This is a genomic window from Thiomicrorhabdus marina, from assembly GCF_017571465.1.
Taxonomy (GTDB): domain Bacteria; phylum Pseudomonadota; class Gammaproteobacteria; order Thiomicrospirales; family Thiomicrospiraceae; genus Thiomicrorhabdus; species Thiomicrorhabdus marina.
Genome location: NZ_JAGETV010000010.1, coordinates 44,681 through 62,640 on the forward strand (window position 1 = coordinate 44,681; position 17,960 = coordinate 62,640).

The window sequence follows — 17,960 nt, forward strand, 5'->3', positions numbered from 1 at the left end:
ACTTACACCAACTTTAATCTGCGTTTTACATCAAGGGGTAGGCGTTCTAGCGTGCGCTCTAATACCTGATCTGTGGTGGTGGCTGAGATTTGCTCATCTCTTGCTTTTAGCTCCCTTACCGCCTTTATCAATTCATCCTTTGTCTTTGCCTTATTGCCGCTGTATCGCTTCGCCAGTTTTGCTTCTTTAGCTTTATGCAGTTTTTCGTTAGTCTCGTCTAACTCTTTTTTCAAGAACTCGGCGTAGTTCACAGAATGGAAGATCGCTTGCATCTTCACACCAACGACTTTTGCGACTTCACTTTTGGAAATTTCAAAGTTTCCTTTTTTGATGAAATCCACTTTCTTGCTGTGATTACGGATATATCTCAATTTTTCGCTATAGAGACTCTGTATCGCTTCATAAGCGGCTTCGGAGCTATTTTTATTCGTTACCCAAGCTGGACGCGACGCTTGCTCTAAAGATGGTTCGAGCTCTTCCTTATCAAGAAATTCATCTAAGTAGTCACTCATTCTGCATAGCCTCGCTGCGCCTCAGCCATTAATACTGTGTCTTGTAAATGGGCAATAAATTTATCATAGGAGGCTTTACCACTGTTTCGTTTAAGCTCTTCAATGCGTTTTAATGCCAGACGCACAGTGTGATAACACGGCTCTTTGATGAACCAAGGAAGCTCAGGGTTTCTGCATGCATCGATATCATCTTTAATGTAAATCACAATGCCATTGAAATTTCCCTCTGTAATATCTGCATTGATGCAGCCTAAACAGAGCTTTGGTGAAGCATTTTGACGTTGTGGCTCGCCATTAATGCTGCACTTGGCTGTTTGCTGTGTCCCGTCACGTAAAAAACACGTTGCCCAAGGGTTCGACTTCATCGCAAGGACTCTTTTTGAGGTAGCGTTTGCCAGTTCTTCTTTCATTTCGTTAATGCCTATCACATGGGTGATGTTCACCGCTTTACTTAAAAAACGGTCAAAACCTCCTGCATAATCCCTGTGTTTATCTTCAATCGCATCAATATGTATCCTCACAACAGCGTTAATCACATTGCGTGTCGCTACTTGCTGGATGACTCTAAACTCTTTATCCCGCAAATAAGCCATGAAAAAGCGTGAATCCAGATGCTTAAAATGCGCCCTGATAAACTTACCGACATCCCCGCGATAGCGACGCAAAACCGCCTCGGCAAAGATATGCCGAAACGCGTGAGGAGTTGGATAAGAAGCCTTACCTAAAAATTCACTCCTAACAGATCGTACACCTGCTTTATCAAGCGAAATCTCGCCAGCCATGAGTGTGGCTTTGGTTTGCTTACTTAAATGACTGTCAAACAAATCGGTGATTTCTTCAGGTGCGGTTCCTTCCACATACTGGCGCAGTCTTTTACCAAAATACTTTCCACCACCCAACTCGATAGCCAATAACACTCGTGGTAACTCTGCTTTTAGCGACTGTCTCAGTTCACGAAGTCTACGAATATGTGATGAATTCATGTCATACGTGGAAATTAAACTGTCATATTGCCCCCGTTCCTGCTCGTTGAGGTGATTTTTTTCGCTTAATACTTGTATCGTATCGATATCTTGAAACATCGAATAATGATGGACAAAATCTTCCCAACAGGTGTTTACAGCCGTGCTAATTTTCAGTTGAGAATCAGCTTTTTGTTTATCCGTCTTTGAAAAATAAAGGGCGGGTAATGACAGAGATTTATCCTCGGCAAGATTTAAGTGTGCTGACTGTGCAGCAAGAATGTAAGCGCCAAGCGTAATTTCACGAGGCAGAGGGGTGTCACCAGAGGTTTTTGGTACTTTCCAACGCACATGGAAACGCCATGGGGTGTACTGATTATCGAGTACATCGGAGTTGACGTCTATTTCAATATCATTTAGTGAAAAGGCATACTCACTAGCACGCCAGCCCGTCAGCCCAACAAAACAGGTCACTCCAGCATCTTCAACCATGTTGCACATTTTGTTGAAGTATTCCATACCAGATAAATAATGCTCAGACGGTGGAATAGGCAAGGTTTCAGTAAGGTACTTTAATCGCTGCCTCATCTCTTGTGTGGTATCTGCAAATGACGTGCGTCGTTCATCTAGAATATTTTTTGTAATCTCATCAAACTCCGCCAATGTAATGGATAATGGCGAATCATTAGAATCAGATTTCACGCTCGAAATCGCAGCTTTGTACTCTTCCCAAATGGCAGATTTGGTTTTACCGTTATCACCAAAAAACTCAACAAATAAAAGCGCTCTGACAAACTCCTGTGCATCATAACGCTCAGGTAAGTGGCAAGCTGACACTATCTGATTAATGGTATCGAGCTTGAAGGCATTGTTACAACGTTCTACTCTCTCAAACTTTTGTTTAAAGGTCTTATGAACAAAGGCCTCTATCGCCAATAACTTTTCCAGTGAAACACTCTTAAAAAACCTTTCCTTAATATCAGAGGATTCTAGCTGCGCACCGATAAATACTTGTCCAAGCAATTTGGTCGTGGTTTGTTTTTGGAGTTTCAAATCTGAGTTTTGAGATTGCATATCATACAACGCCATCGTTGCACGCTTAATCGCCGTGACATAAGCGCAGTGACCCTCAAATAAATGCTGGCAGTGGTCAATATAATGTTTTCCCACTTCAAGACCTAAATAGTTAAAGCTTCCCCCTTTTCTGTATTCTAGACGCGTCATATCTAGCATGGCTATGCAGGCATCGTTAAGCGCTTTATCACACTGCTTAGACGTAACATGACCGATGACACCAGATATCTTGTATTTAGCCAGAATACGCCTAAACGCATTAAGATTAAGCGGCTCAAAGCGGTTTGAATAAGCTGGTGAAGATAGCCTGGGCGTCAATCCTTTTCTTGTGGGGTTTTGCATTAGACAGGTACTATAAAACCCCTCTAAATGGGAAGTATCTAACTGGTCTATGCCTTCACTGTAAAGGTAGGCCATTACCAGCGCAAGCATATCAAAGGCCTGAGAATAAGCTTTACGGAGTGCTGCCTTACCCATTGTTATCTCAAGCCACACGAGCTTCGCAAATTCCACCAGAGTAATCTGGGTCGTCTGTTCATCAAAACTGATAGTAATAGACTCAGTAAATTGCAAATAAGGGCTGGTAAAAATTGTAAAGTCGATGGTTACAACCTGTTTGGCCGTCTGAAAGCGCCAGATATCATCATTAAAGAAGGTATTATCCAATGGATTCAGAGCCGATAACTTACTCTCCAGACTCTCTGCTAGTGAGGTGTTGTTCAGTAAATGCGGTACATGGGTTGCGTATGGCATGTTGATAGTTCCTTATGACAATTGCGCAGAAAAGTGGGGAGGCAATTCTTTTTTCCAACGTTGATAAAGTGACAGCCCTTCTGACAGGCTTTCTTCACTAAACCCTTCTAAGTCTTTGGCTTTGTTTTTTGCAAGCAGACACTCAATCCACTCAGCCTGTGGCAATGCCGTGAAAAATAAATATTCGGGAGCACGCTGGAGCAACAAATCATGCTTGGCTTCTAGCTCATCTAAGAAGTGCCTTAATTTCATTACGGTATGCGCACTGTCATGCAGATATAAAGTGTCAGGCAAATCATTTTCAATCGGTGAGCCCTTTGTAATAAAGCCAAATTCATCTACGCGACCACTTTGCTGCTCGGTCACTATTTTGAGCACCGCGAGCACCTCATCAGAGCGGTTTTTAACATACTCAACGGCATGAGTGTAATCGCTGTGAAAAACTTGCTTATCTTCTTCGCTTGGACAAAACACGTTTACCGTTAAGTCACGCATCACTGCACGTGTCACACGGCCAGTCAGGTTCTCCCATTCCTCGTTGTGCTCCGTTAAATAATTTTCGCGTTCTGTCTGGTTGCTATGGCTTCTGTAATTAGAGAGCCGAGTCGGGTCAAAGGTATCGGAATGTGCGTATACGCTGCTGGTTTTGATGTGGGCGCCAGCAAAAAAACACTCCGTTGTTCTGGTCTGGCAATCCGAACTCTTTCCTGCCTTTGTTCTACAAGAAAGGCCATTTTTAAGTAGTGCAGCGATAGCCTCAACAAAAACAGATGCAACTTTCGCAGACGCATGCTTTTGCGCCAGCACTGTCGATAATGGCGCTTCCTGACAGAGTAGAAACAACAAACCAACGGTATTGGATGGACTAAAAGTTAAAGCTTCGATTCTTGCGCCTTGCACGAGTGGAATATCTTTACTTTTAAGCCTTGTCATATCTTCCAGATATCTAAGCACCGCTCGCCCGATATCTTCTTTGGTTTGGAGTGTCTTTACTTGGTGTATGGTGTTCGCTCGTCCTTTGAAGTAATCACTTTCGATGTGGGTTATATTCCCATTTCTGCGCCGAACGAATTTAAAATCACGCAAAGTCAATTTTGAAATGTCACTTGGTTGCACCGTTTGAAACGCCATCAAATAACTAAATAAGAACGATTCTGCCTCGCACACAGGGACAGGTTTCTTTCGTTTATTATTCGCGGTATCAGCGGTATAAATAGCAAGCCTCTGCAAAAACGCCATATCAAAAATTAGGACATCTTTTTTTGAGGATAAAAAACCACTTATTACCTTTGTATGTATAACAGGAATCACCTCATTCTTCTGAAATTTATCTGCGATGAACGCTCTGTGCTGTGGTTTGGTATGCACAAACACTAATAGAGTAATTGCGTCATTTAGATGCGGAATTTCACCGAGAAAAGGGTTCAGTTTTTCTCTAAGAGTATTGAGTATCGAGGTTTTTTCACGAATGACACGGTAGTTTGCAGCGGCTCCTAGTTCTTCTTTTTGTTTTGGAGCAATCTCAGGAATATCGTGTTCACTGATACCCGCCTGTTCAAAAGCACTTATCAACGCATCTTTGCAGGCTTGCAGATGGATAAGCAGGGTTTCTATCGTGATACGAAATGACGTTACAAGTGCTCTAGGTGAGCCAAGTCGAGAATATAACTCATGACCAATGCCGACATCCTCCCTTCGAAGCCAAGTATGCTGTGAAAACCAGTAATTTAAATTGATTGCATCGACTTCATCTATTGGAGCAGGCTGTGTAAGGCTTTGTTGGTGAAGATATTCACGTTCATAATCGGTCAATGTGCTAGAGAACTCACTAAAACTTAGTGCATGCTGAGTAAAAACCTTTAAAAATTTTAGTCCTGTGGATTGCGTTTTTACGTTATGCTTTTTCACCCGCCATGCTTCAAAGTTTTTAAACAATTTTGCACAGTTTTCTTTTGTGATTGTTACCGAATCTATGTAATCAAAAAGCCAACGAAAAAAAATTAATTTTTCTTTACTTGAATCGGCATAATCATCCGTCATGAAATACAAGTAATGGGCGGCATTTAACACGCCAAAGAGCAGTTTTCGGTAAGAGTCATCACTCTTATTTAGCGTTACAATAAAAGTTGGAGAACTCCGAAATTTTGGCACATTTACACTTGTTGCTGAAGGGTTAAATCTGAGAGGCGTCACGACTTGTTTGGTGCGAAATTCTTTAACAATATTAGACTGTTCAACTAATAATGATTGATTGTCGAGTTTCGACTCTTCGTTATTGCGGCCAGACTCGTTCATAAAATCCGTCATTCGGTCGCCTCTTTCATAAATGCTTCTTTAATGTGAGCGCTGCGGATATAGGTTTTAGTGGTTGCGGGTGCTTTATCGCCAGCGGCATTATGTCCCATCAGCGCTGCAACAAGCAGATATACGGCTGAAGTCGTCGTTACATCATCAATCTGAACACGCTGTTCTTTGCAAGCGTCGTAAAACTTATCCGTACCAAAGCTATGACGAAGCACATGATGAGTATGGTCTTCTTCTAAGGCCTGTCCTAATGGGGGCAAATCATTATTCAACTGTTTTTTAAGTACCTTCTTTTTAACCGTTGTAAAAGCACGAGAGGCCGAATTTTTTGAAACAGGCTCTCCTATGTTACTAGGGGCGTTACTCACCAAAAGTGTGTCGCTCGCACTGTCTGGCCTTTCCCTGTCGTAGTATTCTTTAAAGCGCTCAAGCAAAGTTCTGTGAAGATAAAGCATTCGCCCATTTCCACCGCCAGCAGAACCGCGAGGGGCTTTGGTAAATTTGCCTTGTAAGTAATAGGTAAACTCTGTTTTGTCCGGGTTTGACTCTAATTCAGAAAAAAGGGATAGAAACCCGCTATACCGCTTTGTGCCAATTTGAAAATCAGCGAGTAGCAACCCTTGATTTTCTTTTGAACGCAGCCCAAGCTCACCGCCCGTACGCAGGAGCAGTTCATCTTTAATGCTGTTTGTATTTTGATAAAGAATGGAGCGAAGTTCTGGTGTGAGATATTTAACAGCTGTTCGCTGCTTAGTGTTTCGTTTAACCGTGGCTTTCAGTCTTGGTTTGACGCGAATATCCTTCGCGTCGGTAAAGCCTGTCATTGAAAGGTAATTGTAGTAGTCTCGCAGGGCCATCAAATGATGATCTATTGAATGCTCACCACTTTTAAGCTCTTCAATCAGGACATCGTTAATGTAGTGATTTAACAAATCCTCTGGCAAGTTGTGATGATTGTCTAAGCTGACATATTCACTTAATTGGCTGTACTCAATGACCCAATTTAGAAAGCGCTCTAATCTATTCGTAATATTAGCTATCGTGGTTTCTGTGACTTCCTCTTCTTTATAAAAGGTTTTAGAAAAACCATGCTCACCATCGACTTTTACACGCTTCCAAACCACACCATAGCGATTAACTGCCATGCTAAAGAACGTGGGGAGCAACAATACCGAAAGGTCTTGAGCCATAAAGATATGGCATTGATGAAAATCTGATTTTCGAGTGGTGACAAAATGCATACAAATTTCTCATTAAATTTATATGCATAGTAATTCAGTGATATAAACTATGTCAATACATTTTTAACATACAAATACAACTACATATTTCATAACCATTTATCTACTCTTAACTTATCCATAGTCTGCTCAAATTCTAGCTCACTTGAATAAGTTTAAACGGCGCAGAATCAATAATCCAACCACGCCCATAAATAAGAGTAGCAGTGACGGTACTGCGGCACGCTCATACAGAGCTTCTGCACTTAATTCAAAAATGCGAATCGCCAAAGTGTCCCAGCCAAACGGACGCAAAATATAGGTTGCCGGTAGCTCTTTTGAAACATCAAGAAAGACCAAAACAGCCGCCGTCATTAAGCCCGCTTTTAATAGCGGTAGATAGATCTCCCATACTAAGCGCTTTGGACCTGCCCCAAGACCGCGAGCAGCCTCAATAATCGATGGTTTAATTGTCTGGAAACGACTCTGAATAGGCCCGTAAGCGACGGCTAAAAAACGTACCGAATAGGCCAATAGCAACCCAAATAAGCCGCCAATAAACCATTGGGTAGATAGCCATTGATTCAACCAAGCCATGGCACCGAGAATCCCCATCGCCAACACAACCCCCGGCAACGCATAGCCCATACGCGCGACACCCATTAAGCTCATCAACGGTTTAGGCAAACGGCGTGAGAATTCCAAACTGTTTAATAACAAGGCGACAACAATCGTAATCAACACAGCAATAACACTGAGCAACAAAGTATTACCGAACCACTGCCAGTAACGCTCGTCCCACTCTTCGGTAATAACGCTATAGGCCCATACTGAAAGTTGCATAGTCGGCAGTAATAACACTGCCAGCAAGACCAATAAAACAAATCCAAACGCCAAGATTTTATATCTTTTCGAAGGGTTAAAAGGAGGAGTATCAAGGCGCGAAGTCTGTACATAACCTCGACGACCCCGACTAAGCTTCTCGACACTGAAGGTCAATAGCGCAATCAGCATTAAAATCGTTGCTAACTGAGCCGCCGTTGCCAAAGAGCGGAAATCTTCCCAAGCACTATAAATCGCTAGCGTTAGAGTATTGTAATTAAACAAAGCGACTGTGCCGAAATCGGCCAGGGTTTCCATTAGTGCCAGACTGATACCGGCCACAATCGCCGGACGAGCTAAAGGTAAGCTAACTTTCCAGAAAACACCCCAGGAAGAATAGCCCAAACTACGAGCACTTTCGATCATGGTAATCGATTGATTCGCAAATGCAGTTCGAGCGAGTAGATAGACGTAAGGATAAAATACTAAGGTTAAAATCAGCGCTGGACCTAGAACACCTTCCCTAATATCCATATACGGCAAACCCAAGACCTGTGTAAACTGCTGAAAAGCCCCGCCATAATCAAATGCCCCCAGGACCACAAATGCCAACACATAGGCTGGCATTGCAAACGGTAACAGTAGCAACCAACTGAACAATTTACGACCAGGAAACTCAATCATTACCACTAACCAAGCCAAACTTACACCCAATAAAAAAGTGCCGATGCCGACACCCAATAGCAAGAGTGTAGTATTGATGACCAGTTCAGAAAGAATCGTTTTTACAAAATGCTGCCAGATATCGGTATCAACACTGTTCCAACTGAATAGCAAATTCAGTGTCGGCAACAAAAGCAAAAACACCAGTGTCACTAAAAACAGCGACACCGGTGCAAGTTTTAATAGATGAATAAATTGTCTGTTCAAAATAGTTTAAGAAAATTTTTGAGAAACGACATACTGAAGCCAATAACGTCGTTTTATTTCATTCCTAGCGGTAGCCAACTCTCTGCATTAGCTTAACTGCCTGCTGCTGATATTTTACAACTTCATTCAAACTTAAGGAATCGGCTTTAAATTCTCCCCAAGAAGCAACCAGCTCGGAAGGCTTAATGGTTGGATTGGCAGGATATTCGTTATTCCACTCAGCATAAATTTCTTGTGCTTGGCCGTCACTTAGCCATTCAATAAACTGCTTCGCTTTTTGCACTTGATCGGCATGTTTAATTACCCCTGCACCAGAAACATTAATATGGGTACCGGTTGTATCCTGATCAGGCCAGAATAGTTTTAGCGGTACGTCCGGCTGTTGTTTTACCAAACCGCCAAAATAGTAACTGTTTACAATTCCCACATCACAACCACCGCCAATAATTGCCTGCATTACTTGCGAATCCTTAGCCTGAGGCTTCATTGCCAGATTATTCACCCAACCTTTTACAATTTGTTCGGCTTTTTCTTCACCATGATGTGCAATTAAAGAGGCGACTAAAGACTTGTTATAAACTTTCTTTGAGGTGCGTAAACATAGCTCATTCTTCCATTTTGGGTCAGCCAAGTCCGCATAACCTTTTAGGTCTGAAGGAATCAGTTTATTCGTGTTATAAATCAAGGTTCGAGCACGAATCGATAATGCCGTCCAAAGCCCCGCGCCATCGCGTAAGTTCGCCGGAATATTTTTTTCAATCAACGTTGAATTTAAAGGTTGGAATAGACCTTCTTGTGCCGCATAGCCTAAATTCCCGGCATCCGCCAACATCAAAACATCTGCTTGAGTCTCAGCGCCTTCCGCCTTTAGACGTTCAATCAGCGCCCCTTCCTTACCGGTATATAACGTAATTTTAACGCCGGTTAGTTTGGTATAAGCATCCGTTAACGGCTTAAGTAAATGCTCTTTGCGGGAACTGTAAACCACTAAATCACTTTCAGCCGCTTGCACACCTTGCACTGCTGAGATCGCTACCAATGGCATCGCTAGGGAAAAACTAATGATTAATGAAAAAAATCTTAATTGTTTCAGTGCAGCAAACGCTTTGAGGAGGTTCATAAGCTTCCTTCGCTAAATAATATAAATCAGATACAAGGATTAAGAGATAAGGTTACGCAGCGCTTGAATAGTCTAAAAGTTGACCATTTTTCAACATTGCCATACGGTCACACAAAACACCAGCTTCATCCGGTGAGTGAGTCACAACAAGAGCGGAAAGGTTTTCGGCTTTAAGCCATTCGCGTAATGTCTTCGCCAGTCGTAAAGCTAAAGGGCGATCCAGATTCGAGAAAGGTTCATCAAACAAAATTAAATCCGGCTTTGGCGCCATTGCACGGGCAATCGCCACTCGTTGCTGTTGACCGCCAGATAGCTCATGCGGATAACGGTCTAGTAGATCATGGATGCCCATCATCTGCGTCAATTGGTTACAGCGAATGCGTTTTTCTGCTTTAGAAAGATGTTTAATACCAAAAAGAATATTTTGCTCAACACTTAAGTGAGGAAACAAAGCATAATCCTGAAAAACCATCGTAATACCTCGCTGCTCTGGAGCCGTACATGAATGGCTACAGCTTAAACAACGTCCGGCAACAATCACTTCCCCTTGGTTTAGGCGCTGAAAACCGGCAATGGCACGCAACAAAGTGGTTTTACCACTACCGCTTTCGCCCATCAAACCAACAATTTCACCCGCTTCCAATTGGAGATCACAGGTATTTAATACCGGCATCTTGTCATGGATTACTGTGACTTTCTCAAGTGCTAACATTTGCTTTATCCAAATTCATATCTTAATGATAATAATTCACAATTCGAATATTAGATTAAATAAGAATTGTTTTCAATATCAATTAAGGATAATCATCATTTATTTTTTTGCATTAAAACTAAATGATAATAGTTTTTATTAATCATCTATTGATAGTGCCTCTTAATTGAAATAAAAACCTAGCAAAAAAGTCAGTTTTTAGCCTAAAAGGCTGATTTTTAGAGACTATGGATAAAGTTTGGAGAAAAGCAATTTTGAGAAGTGAGCGCTAGAAGTGCCTTACTGCGAGACACTTCACGATAGGCTTTGTAAGCGATTACACCCAATTGCGTGGGCTTAGATAATCATAAATACGCGCTTCTTCGGTGCCCGGTTCCGGCTGATAACCGTATTTCCAGACGACTTCCGGCGGCATCGACATTAAAATCGACTCGGTACGACCACCGGTCTGTAAACCGAAGATGGTACCGCGGTCAAAGGCCAAGTTGAATTCTGCATAACGACCGCGACGATATAGCTGGAAATCCTTTTGACGTTCGCCATACTCATCGTCTTTGTGTTTCGCAAGAATCGGACGGTACGCTTTAATATAACCATCGCCGACAGCTTGCATAAAGGCGAAACACTGGTCGAAATCCCAACCGTAGGTATCTTCATTTAAATCATCAAAGAACAAACCACCAACACCACGAGTTTCATCACGGTGCTTCAAATAGAAATAATCGTCGCACCACTCTTTATATTTAGGATAGATTTCTTCGCCGAATGGTTCACAAGCATCTTTAGCCGTTTGATGCCAATGCACACAATCTTCGTCAAACGGATAATAAGGCGTCAGATCAAAACCGCCACCAAACCACCAAACAGGCTCCTCGCCTTCTTTTTCGGCAATGAACATACGCACGTTAGCATGCGAAGTCGGTGCATAAGGATTACGCGGATGAATCACCAAAGACACACCTAAGGCCTGAAAAGAGCAGCCTGCCAACTCAGGACGGTTTGCCGTTGCTGCCGGCGGCAGAGTTTTGCCTCTTACATGCGAGAAGTTAACGCCCCCTTTTTCAATAACAGTTCCACCTTCCATTACACGGGTACGACCGCCACCGGTCAGTCCCATCACGCCTTCTTCGCCTTCACGCTCCCAAGCGTCGATAATGAAATCCTTCGAGCCGTCTTCTTCGGCAAGTTGCGCACAAATATCATCCTGTAGGGACAACAAATACGCTTTGACCGCTTCAACATTCACTGGATTGGTCATGCTCTTTCCTTTGCACTTTTTTATGTTAGGCGCTTATTCTAACAACCGCCCTTGCTAAGGATTCAATATTTTACTCAGCAATTATTTATGTTTAGGTATTGCCGATAGTTGTGCTGAGGATTATGCTTTTCAAAACCTATTAAATTTACGGAACAATTCTATGAAAAAAACTTTGCTCATGACCTTAAGTTTATGCGCCCTGCTACTGAGTAGCCAATCCGCGTATGCTAATTGGTGGGAAAAAGGTGTGGAGATGTATAAAGAGATGCAGACCACACAAACAAACAATACAAATACTGACAGCTCAGCAAGCAGCCAATTTTCTGTCGAAGAACTACAAAAGGCATTTCGACAAGCGCTGAATATCGGAGCTGAAAATGTTATCTCGCAACTCGGCGTCGAAAACGGTTTTAATCTCGACCCAAAAGCGCATATCAAGCTTCCTACAAGCCTACAAAAAGTGCACAGTCTATTGGATCGTTTTAGTTACGGTCAGTTGACCGATGATTTAGAACTAAAACTCAATCAAGCCGCTGAAGAAGCGACTCCGCAAGCCAAGCAACTATTTGTAGACGCAATTAAAGAGATGAGTTTTGATGATGTTCGTAAGATTTATCAAGGTGCCGACGATTCGGCAACACAGTATTTAAAAAGTAAAACTGCCGATAAAATCCGTACTCAAATGGGGCCAATCGTCACCGCCAAACTGCAAGAAGTCGGTGCACTACAACTGTATGAAAACGTACGTGAGCAGTATATGAGCTATCCTTTAGTACCCAATTTAAATGCTGATTTACAGTCACATGTTTTGGATAGTGGCATTGATAGTATTTTCTATTACCTTGCTGAACAGGAAAAAGCGATTCGCGAAAACCCGGAAAAACAAACTACAGAACTCCTTAAAAAAGTGTTTCAACAATGATAAAAACCACAAAAAAATCTTTCATTCTTAGCTCGGCTATCCTTCTTGGAACCGCCACTTTAAGCGGCTGCGGAACGACTACGACCAAACAAGGTACGGTAGGAGTCGAGCGCACGCAAATTATGCTAGTTTCCGAAGAACAGATTATGCAAGGCGGTAAAGCCGCCTACGCGGAAGTGCTCGGCAAAGCCAAAGAAGAAAAAACCTTAAATACCAATGCTAAATTGACTAAACGGGTTCGAGCCATTGCCGACCGACTTATCCCACAAACTGCTGTGTTCCGTACCGATGCCCCGAAATGGGATTGGGAAGTGAACGTATTAGAATCTGATCAATTGAACGCATGGTGTATGCCGGGTGGCAAAATCGCGTTCTATACCGGTATTATCGAAAAATTAAACCTAACCGACGCGGAAATCGCCGCCATTATGGGTCACGAAATGGCACATGCATTACGTGAACATAGTCGTGAACGCGCTTCGCAACAAGTCGCGCAGCAAACCGGTTTAGCGGTTTTAGGCGCTGTGACAGGCATGGGACAAGTCGGGATGGATTTAACCTCTTTGGCAATGCAAGTTACCTTAACGCTTCCAAATAGTCGTACCCATGAAATTGAATCAGACCGCATGGGCGTTGAACTAGCAGCACGGGGCGGATACGACCCTTATGCCGCGATTTCACTCTGGCAGAAAATGGATAAAGCCACGCAAGGCGGTAAAACACCGGAATTATTAAGCACCCACCCTTCGCATGACTCACGTATTCAAGATCTACAGAAATACGCCAAACGCGTCGAACCGCTTTATTTACAGGCTAAAAAGAAATACCGTTAAAGGTAGTAAACTAGAAAAGAAAAACGCCTCATTTGAGGCGTTTTTTGTTTAAGCGACTATCGTAATTGCTTGCCACTTTGGGCATCGAAAATTCGCGTCGGCTGACTAAGCTGACCGAGTTCTCCTTGCATACAGTCGACCTGCTCGGCAAAGATTTGTTGAATTTCCTGACAAGAGCGCGCCGGTTCGGAACCGGTTAGATTGGCGCTGGTAGAAATCAGCGGTCCACCAAAAGCAATGCACAGTTCTTGCACCCCTTGATGCGCAGTGACACGCACTGCTACCGTATCACGGCCACCGGTAATCCAATCCGGCAAATTTTCTTTAACCGGTAAAACCCAAGTAACCGGCCCCGGCCACGTCTCTTCAACCGCGGCTTGCCAGCTTTCGCCCTGCAATTTCACTAATGGCACAATCTGCTCGATATTAGCAGCAATCAGGATCACGCCTTTTTCCAAAGGACGCTGCTTCACGTGGAGCAAAGTCCGCATAGCCGATTGATTAAACGGATCACAACCTAAACCGTACACGGCTTCAGTCGGATAAGCGATCACCTGCCCTGCTTTAAGCTGTTGAACTGCTTGTTCTAGGGTGATTTGCGGCATCTTTGGATTATGCCTGACGGTGAATACTAAGCACTTTCTTAAAGACATTTGGGTCTTTAATCTGGGTCATTTCACCTTCGCGCGGCATATGCTTGTCTTTTAAACGAGACAGGAAAAAACGCAACGCCGCCAGACGCAATGCCGCCGGCCAAGCTTTTTCTTCATCCACGGTTAACGCTCTTTGCTGACGATAAGCTTGTAACATTTGCTCGACTTTAGCGTCATCAAAATGGATATTATCAACACCACTCTCATTGATGCGACACCAATCATTCACCATTACTGCTAAGTCATATAAGAAAGGCGCGTTACAAGCGTAATATAGGTCGATAATACCGGACAGGTCATTGCCTGAGAACAAGGCATTGTCACAGAAAAGGTCAGCATGGATGACACCACACGGCAAATGCGCCCAATCGACTTCAGACTGGAAAGCCAGTTCATCTTCAATCATCGCCTGCTCGTCTTGCGGCAAGTATTGTTTGATGATGCTGTAAGTCGACTTCATCCAGTCCAGACCACGGTCATTCGGACGGAAGTCGGAAAAATCAGTTCCGGCTTCATGGAATTTTGCCAGATATTTCCCCATCACCGAACATTGTGTATCGTTTGGATGGTCAACACCGCCGCCTTTCAAACGCTCAACCAATGCCGCCGGTTTGCCTTTTAATTCTTTAAGATAGCCGTTAGAAAGTGTTTTAATCGGATGTGCGGTCGGAATATGGTGTTCCGCCATAAACGCCATAATATTCAAGAAGTACGGCAGTTCTTCAAAACTGTGATGTTCGAAAATCGTCAAAACAAACTGCTGAGTCTGCCCATTTAGAGTGGTATTGACAAAATAGTTGGTGTTTTCGATGCCGGCGCTAATGCCCTCAAACGAGTCTAATTCACCAACTGAATAATCTTGTAAAAATTCGACCAAATCGCTTTGTTCAACGACGGTATAGACAGACATAGAGTAAACTCTCGTAATTCGCTAAAATGATTCGGCAAATTTTACCATAAGAGTGATTCAATGACTGCTTCCAAAACCGACTTTCCAATCAACCCAAACAGCCCGTTTATCTTAGTTGACGGCTCTTCCTATCTATTCCGTGCTTTCCACGCTATGCCGCCGCTTTCCAATTCGAAAGGACAGGCTACCGGAGCGATTTTTGGGGTTATTAATATGCTTGGAAAATTGTTGGAACAGTACCAGCCGGAAAAAATGGCCGTGATCTTCGATGCCAAGGGGCCGACTTTCCGTCACGAAATGTATGACCAATACAAAGCGCACCGCCCGCCAATGCCGGACGAACTGCGCACACAGATTGAACCGATTCACGAAATCGTTAAGGCGCTTGGCCTACCGTTATTGGTGATTGAAGGCGTGGAAGCCGATGATGTCATGGGAACCTTAGCGCATGAAGCGACTTTGGCACAACACGACACGCTGATTTCTACCGGCGATAAGGATATGGCCCAACTGGTCAATGAACATGTCACTCTAATCAATACCATGACCGATGCACTGATGACGCCCGAAGGCGTTGTTGAAAAATTCGGGGTTCGCGCCGACCAAATTATCGATTACCTAGCACTAATGGGCGATAGCGCTGATAACATTCCTGGGATTCCAAAATGTGGCCCGAAAACCGCCGTAAAATGGCTAACCGCGTTCGGCAATGTCGACAACCTAGTAGCAAACTCTTCAATGATTGGTGGCAAGATTGGCGAAAATCTCCGCAATAATCTCGAACAACTGGAACTTTCACGACAATTAACCACAATTAAGCTTGATTGCGAACTGCCAATCGGTCTAGCGGACATTACCCGCCATGCACCGGATATGGAACGCTTAAAAGAGTTATTTGCCGAATATGAGTTACGCACTTGGCTTGGACAAGTCACTAAAGGCGAAATGCCGTTCACTAAAAACAATGGTGCCAAAGCGCACAGCCAAACCGTGCAGAAGAAAACGGCAACAACCGCAGAACCAACTATCTCGGCTCCGACCGCATTAGAACAGAGCGCCGCCGATTACCAAACTGTCTTTAGCCAACAAGAATTCGAACAGTGGCTGGAATGGATTAAAACCGCCGACCTATTTGCCATAGATACCGAAACTACTTCCCTAAACCAGATGCAGGCGCAAGTTGTCGGTGTCTGCTTGGCGGTAACTCGCGAAGATAAAATGTACACATGCTATATCCCGCTGGCACACGATTACGAAGAGGCTCCGCAACAGTTAGATCGTGAAATGGTTCTAAATGCACTAAAACCAATTCTTGAAGACGCGAATATTCATAAAGTAGGGCAAAACCTCAAATACGACTGGCACGTACTTAAAAACCACGGTATTACCATGCAAGGCATGCAGTTCGATACCATGCTTGAGTCTTACACGCTAAATAGTGTCGCTACGCGTCATAATATGGACGATTTGGCGTTGAAATATCTAGGCCGCCGAACAGTGCATTTTGAAGAAATCGCCGGTAAAGGTAAAAAACAGCTGACCTTTAACCAAATCGATATCGACACTGCTGCCAATTATGCGGCAGAAGATGCGGAAATCACCCTACAATTGCACCAAACCCTATGGCCGCAACTGCAACAAGAACCGGAACTGGCTAAGGTACTGACCGATATCGAAATGCCGTTAATGCCGGTTTTGGCGAAAATCGAATACAACGGTGTATTAGTCGATACCGATATGCTTGCCAAACAGAGCGAAGAGTTAAGCGTTAAGTTGGATGAATTGGAGCAAAAAGCGCATCTGATTGCCGGCGAGAAGTTCAACCTGAACTCATCTAAACAGTTACAGACAATTCTATTCGAGAATCTGGAGCTGCCGATTGTTAAGAAAACCCCAAAAGGCGCACCGTCAACTGCCGAGCCGGTTCTGGTACAACTGGCCGAAGACGGTCATGAAATGCCGACCTTAATTCTTGAATACCGTAGCTTGGCAAAGCTGAAATCGACCTATACCGATTCTTTGCCGAAACAGATAAACCCTAGCACCGGTCGTATCCACACCTCTTATCAGCAAGCAGTCGCTTCAACCGGTCGTTTATCATCTACCGAACCGAACTTACAGAATATTCCGGTACGTACTGCGGAAGGTCGTCGTATCCGTAATGCGTTTATTCCACGTCCAGGTTACAAAATCTTAGCAGCTGACTACTCGCAGATTGAATTGCGCATTATGGCGCATTTGTCAGCAGATGAAGGCTTGTTGAATGCATTTTCCGCCGGTAAAGATATTCACCAAGCGACCGCTGCAGAGATTTTCGGTGTGCCCGTCGAATCGGTCACAACTGAGCAACGCCGTAGTGCCAAAGCAGTTAACTTCGGATTAATCTATGGTATGTCGGCATTCGGTCTGGCAAAACAGCTCAATGTGCCACGTAATGTCGCGCAAGATTACATTAACCTGTATTTTGCACGTTATCCGGGCGTTTTAACTTATATGGAACAGACCAAAGAGAATGCCAAACAAAATGGCTATGTTGCAACCCTTGGAGGTCGTCGTCTATATCTGCCGGATATCAACTCTCGTAATGGCCAGTTACGCCAATATGCGGAACGTACTGCGATCAATGCGCCAATGCAGGGAACCGCTGCCGACATTATCAAAACTGCGATGATCGCAATTGATAAATGGCTGGATGAAACCGATTTAGACTTGCAGATGATTATGCAGGTTCACGATGAATTGGTATTTGAAGTGGCCGAGCAAGATTTGCAACAAGCCGAAGCGAAAATCAAAGAACTAATGGAATCTGCGATGCAATTGGATGTGCCGTTATTGGTTGAAGCCGGAATTGGCGACAACTGGGAACAAGCTCATTAGCAATCATTAATTCAGTGCCGAGATTAATAGTAAAAACAATACTTTTATCAATAAAATCGTTATTTCCAAGACTTAAATTATTTTCATAATGATTAATT

Annotated in this window: 13 protein-coding genes; 3 read left to right on the forward strand and 10 right to left on the reverse strand. The window is 43.5% G+C overall.

Going from position 1 to position 17,960, the window contains the following annotated elements; genetic code table 11:
• Positions 1-2: 2 nt before the first annotated feature.
• From J3998_RS07235 to hemF, 8 genes are all read right to left on the reverse strand, one after another.
• Positions 3-512, reverse strand: a complete 510-nt coding sequence (locus tag J3998_RS07235) for a hypothetical protein (RefSeq protein ID WP_208149320.1) — start codon at positions 510-512, stop codon at positions 3-5.
• Positions 509-3,301, reverse strand: a complete 2,793-nt coding sequence (locus tag J3998_RS07240) for a hypothetical protein (RefSeq protein WP_208149322.1) — start codon at positions 3,299-3,301, stop codon at positions 509-511. The genes J3998_RS07235 and J3998_RS07240 overlap by 4 nt, the downstream gene beginning before the upstream one ends.
• A 12-nt stretch (positions 3,302-3,313) precedes the next feature.
• Entirely contained in the window at positions 3,314-5,608 is a 2,295-nt protein-coding gene (locus J3998_RS07245) for a hypothetical protein (protein ID WP_208149324.1), read from the reverse strand.
• Positions 5,605-6,846: a site-specific integrase gene (locus J3998_RS07250; protein ID WP_208149326.1), complete on the reverse strand. Its 1,242-nt coding sequence runs from the start codon at positions 6,844-6,846 to the stop codon at positions 5,605-5,607. The genes J3998_RS07245 and J3998_RS07250 overlap by 4 nt, the downstream gene beginning before the upstream one ends.
• Before the next feature lie 141 nt (positions 6,847-6,987).
• Positions 6,988-8,577 carry an ABC transporter permease gene (locus J3998_RS07255; RefSeq protein ID WP_208149329.1) on the reverse strand — a complete coding sequence of 530 codons (1,590 nt, stop codon included), beginning with the start codon at positions 8,575-8,577 and terminating at the stop codon, positions 6,988-6,990.
• A 64-nt stretch (positions 8,578-8,641) separates the two neighbouring features.
• Entirely contained in the window at positions 8,642-9,697 is a 1,056-nt protein-coding gene (locus J3998_RS07260) for an extracellular solute-binding protein (RefSeq protein ID WP_208149331.1), read from the reverse strand.
• Between the two features lie 52 nt (positions 9,698-9,749).
• Positions 9,750-10,409 carry an ABC transporter ATP-binding protein gene (locus J3998_RS07265; RefSeq protein WP_208149333.1) on the reverse strand — a complete coding sequence of 220 codons (660 nt, stop codon included), beginning with the start codon at positions 10,407-10,409 and terminating at the stop codon, positions 9,750-9,752.
• Between the two features lie 316 nt (positions 10,410-10,725).
• Positions 10,726-11,667, reverse strand: coding sequence for an oxygen-dependent coproporphyrinogen oxidase (hemF, locus tag J3998_RS07270; RefSeq protein ID WP_208149335.1), 942 nt, complete (start codon positions 11,665-11,667; stop codon positions 10,726-10,728).
• 160 nt (positions 11,668-11,827) lie between these two features.
• Here hemF and J3998_RS07275 point away from each other — a divergent pair, with 160 nt between their 5' ends.
• Both J3998_RS07275 and J3998_RS07280 read left to right on the forward strand, forming a co-directional pair.
• A complete protein-coding gene (locus tag J3998_RS07275; protein WP_208149337.1) occupies positions 11,828-12,589 on the forward strand; it encodes a DUF4197 domain-containing protein in 762 nt (253 codons plus the stop codon).
• Positions 12,586-13,422 (forward strand): M48 family metallopeptidase, encoded by an 837-nt coding sequence (locus tag J3998_RS07280; RefSeq protein ID WP_208149340.1) that lies wholly within the window; start codon positions 12,586-12,588, stop codon positions 13,420-13,422. The genes J3998_RS07275 and J3998_RS07280 overlap by 4 nt, the downstream gene beginning before the upstream one ends.
• Positions 13,423-13,478: 56 nt before the next feature.
• Here the strand turns inward: J3998_RS07280 and tsaC are convergent, their stop codons facing one another.
• Entirely contained in the window at positions 13,479-14,027 is a 549-nt protein-coding gene (gene tsaC, locus J3998_RS07285; protein WP_208149349.1) for an L-threonylcarbamoyladenylate synthase type 1 TsaC, read from the reverse strand.
• A gap of 7 nt (positions 14,028-14,034) precedes the next feature.
• Positions 14,035-14,985 carry a homoserine kinase gene (locus tag J3998_RS07290; RefSeq protein WP_208149352.1) on the reverse strand — a complete coding sequence of 317 codons (951 nt, stop codon included), beginning with the start codon at positions 14,983-14,985 and terminating at the stop codon, positions 14,035-14,037.
• 60 nt (positions 14,986-15,045) lie between these two features.
• Between J3998_RS07290 and polA the strand changes: the two genes are divergently transcribed.
• Positions 15,046-17,862 carry a DNA polymerase I gene (gene polA, locus J3998_RS07295; RefSeq protein WP_208149354.1) on the forward strand — a complete coding sequence of 939 codons (2,817 nt, stop codon included), beginning with the start codon at positions 15,046-15,048 and terminating at the stop codon, positions 17,860-17,862.
• Positions 17,863-17,960: the final 98 nt, after the last annotated feature.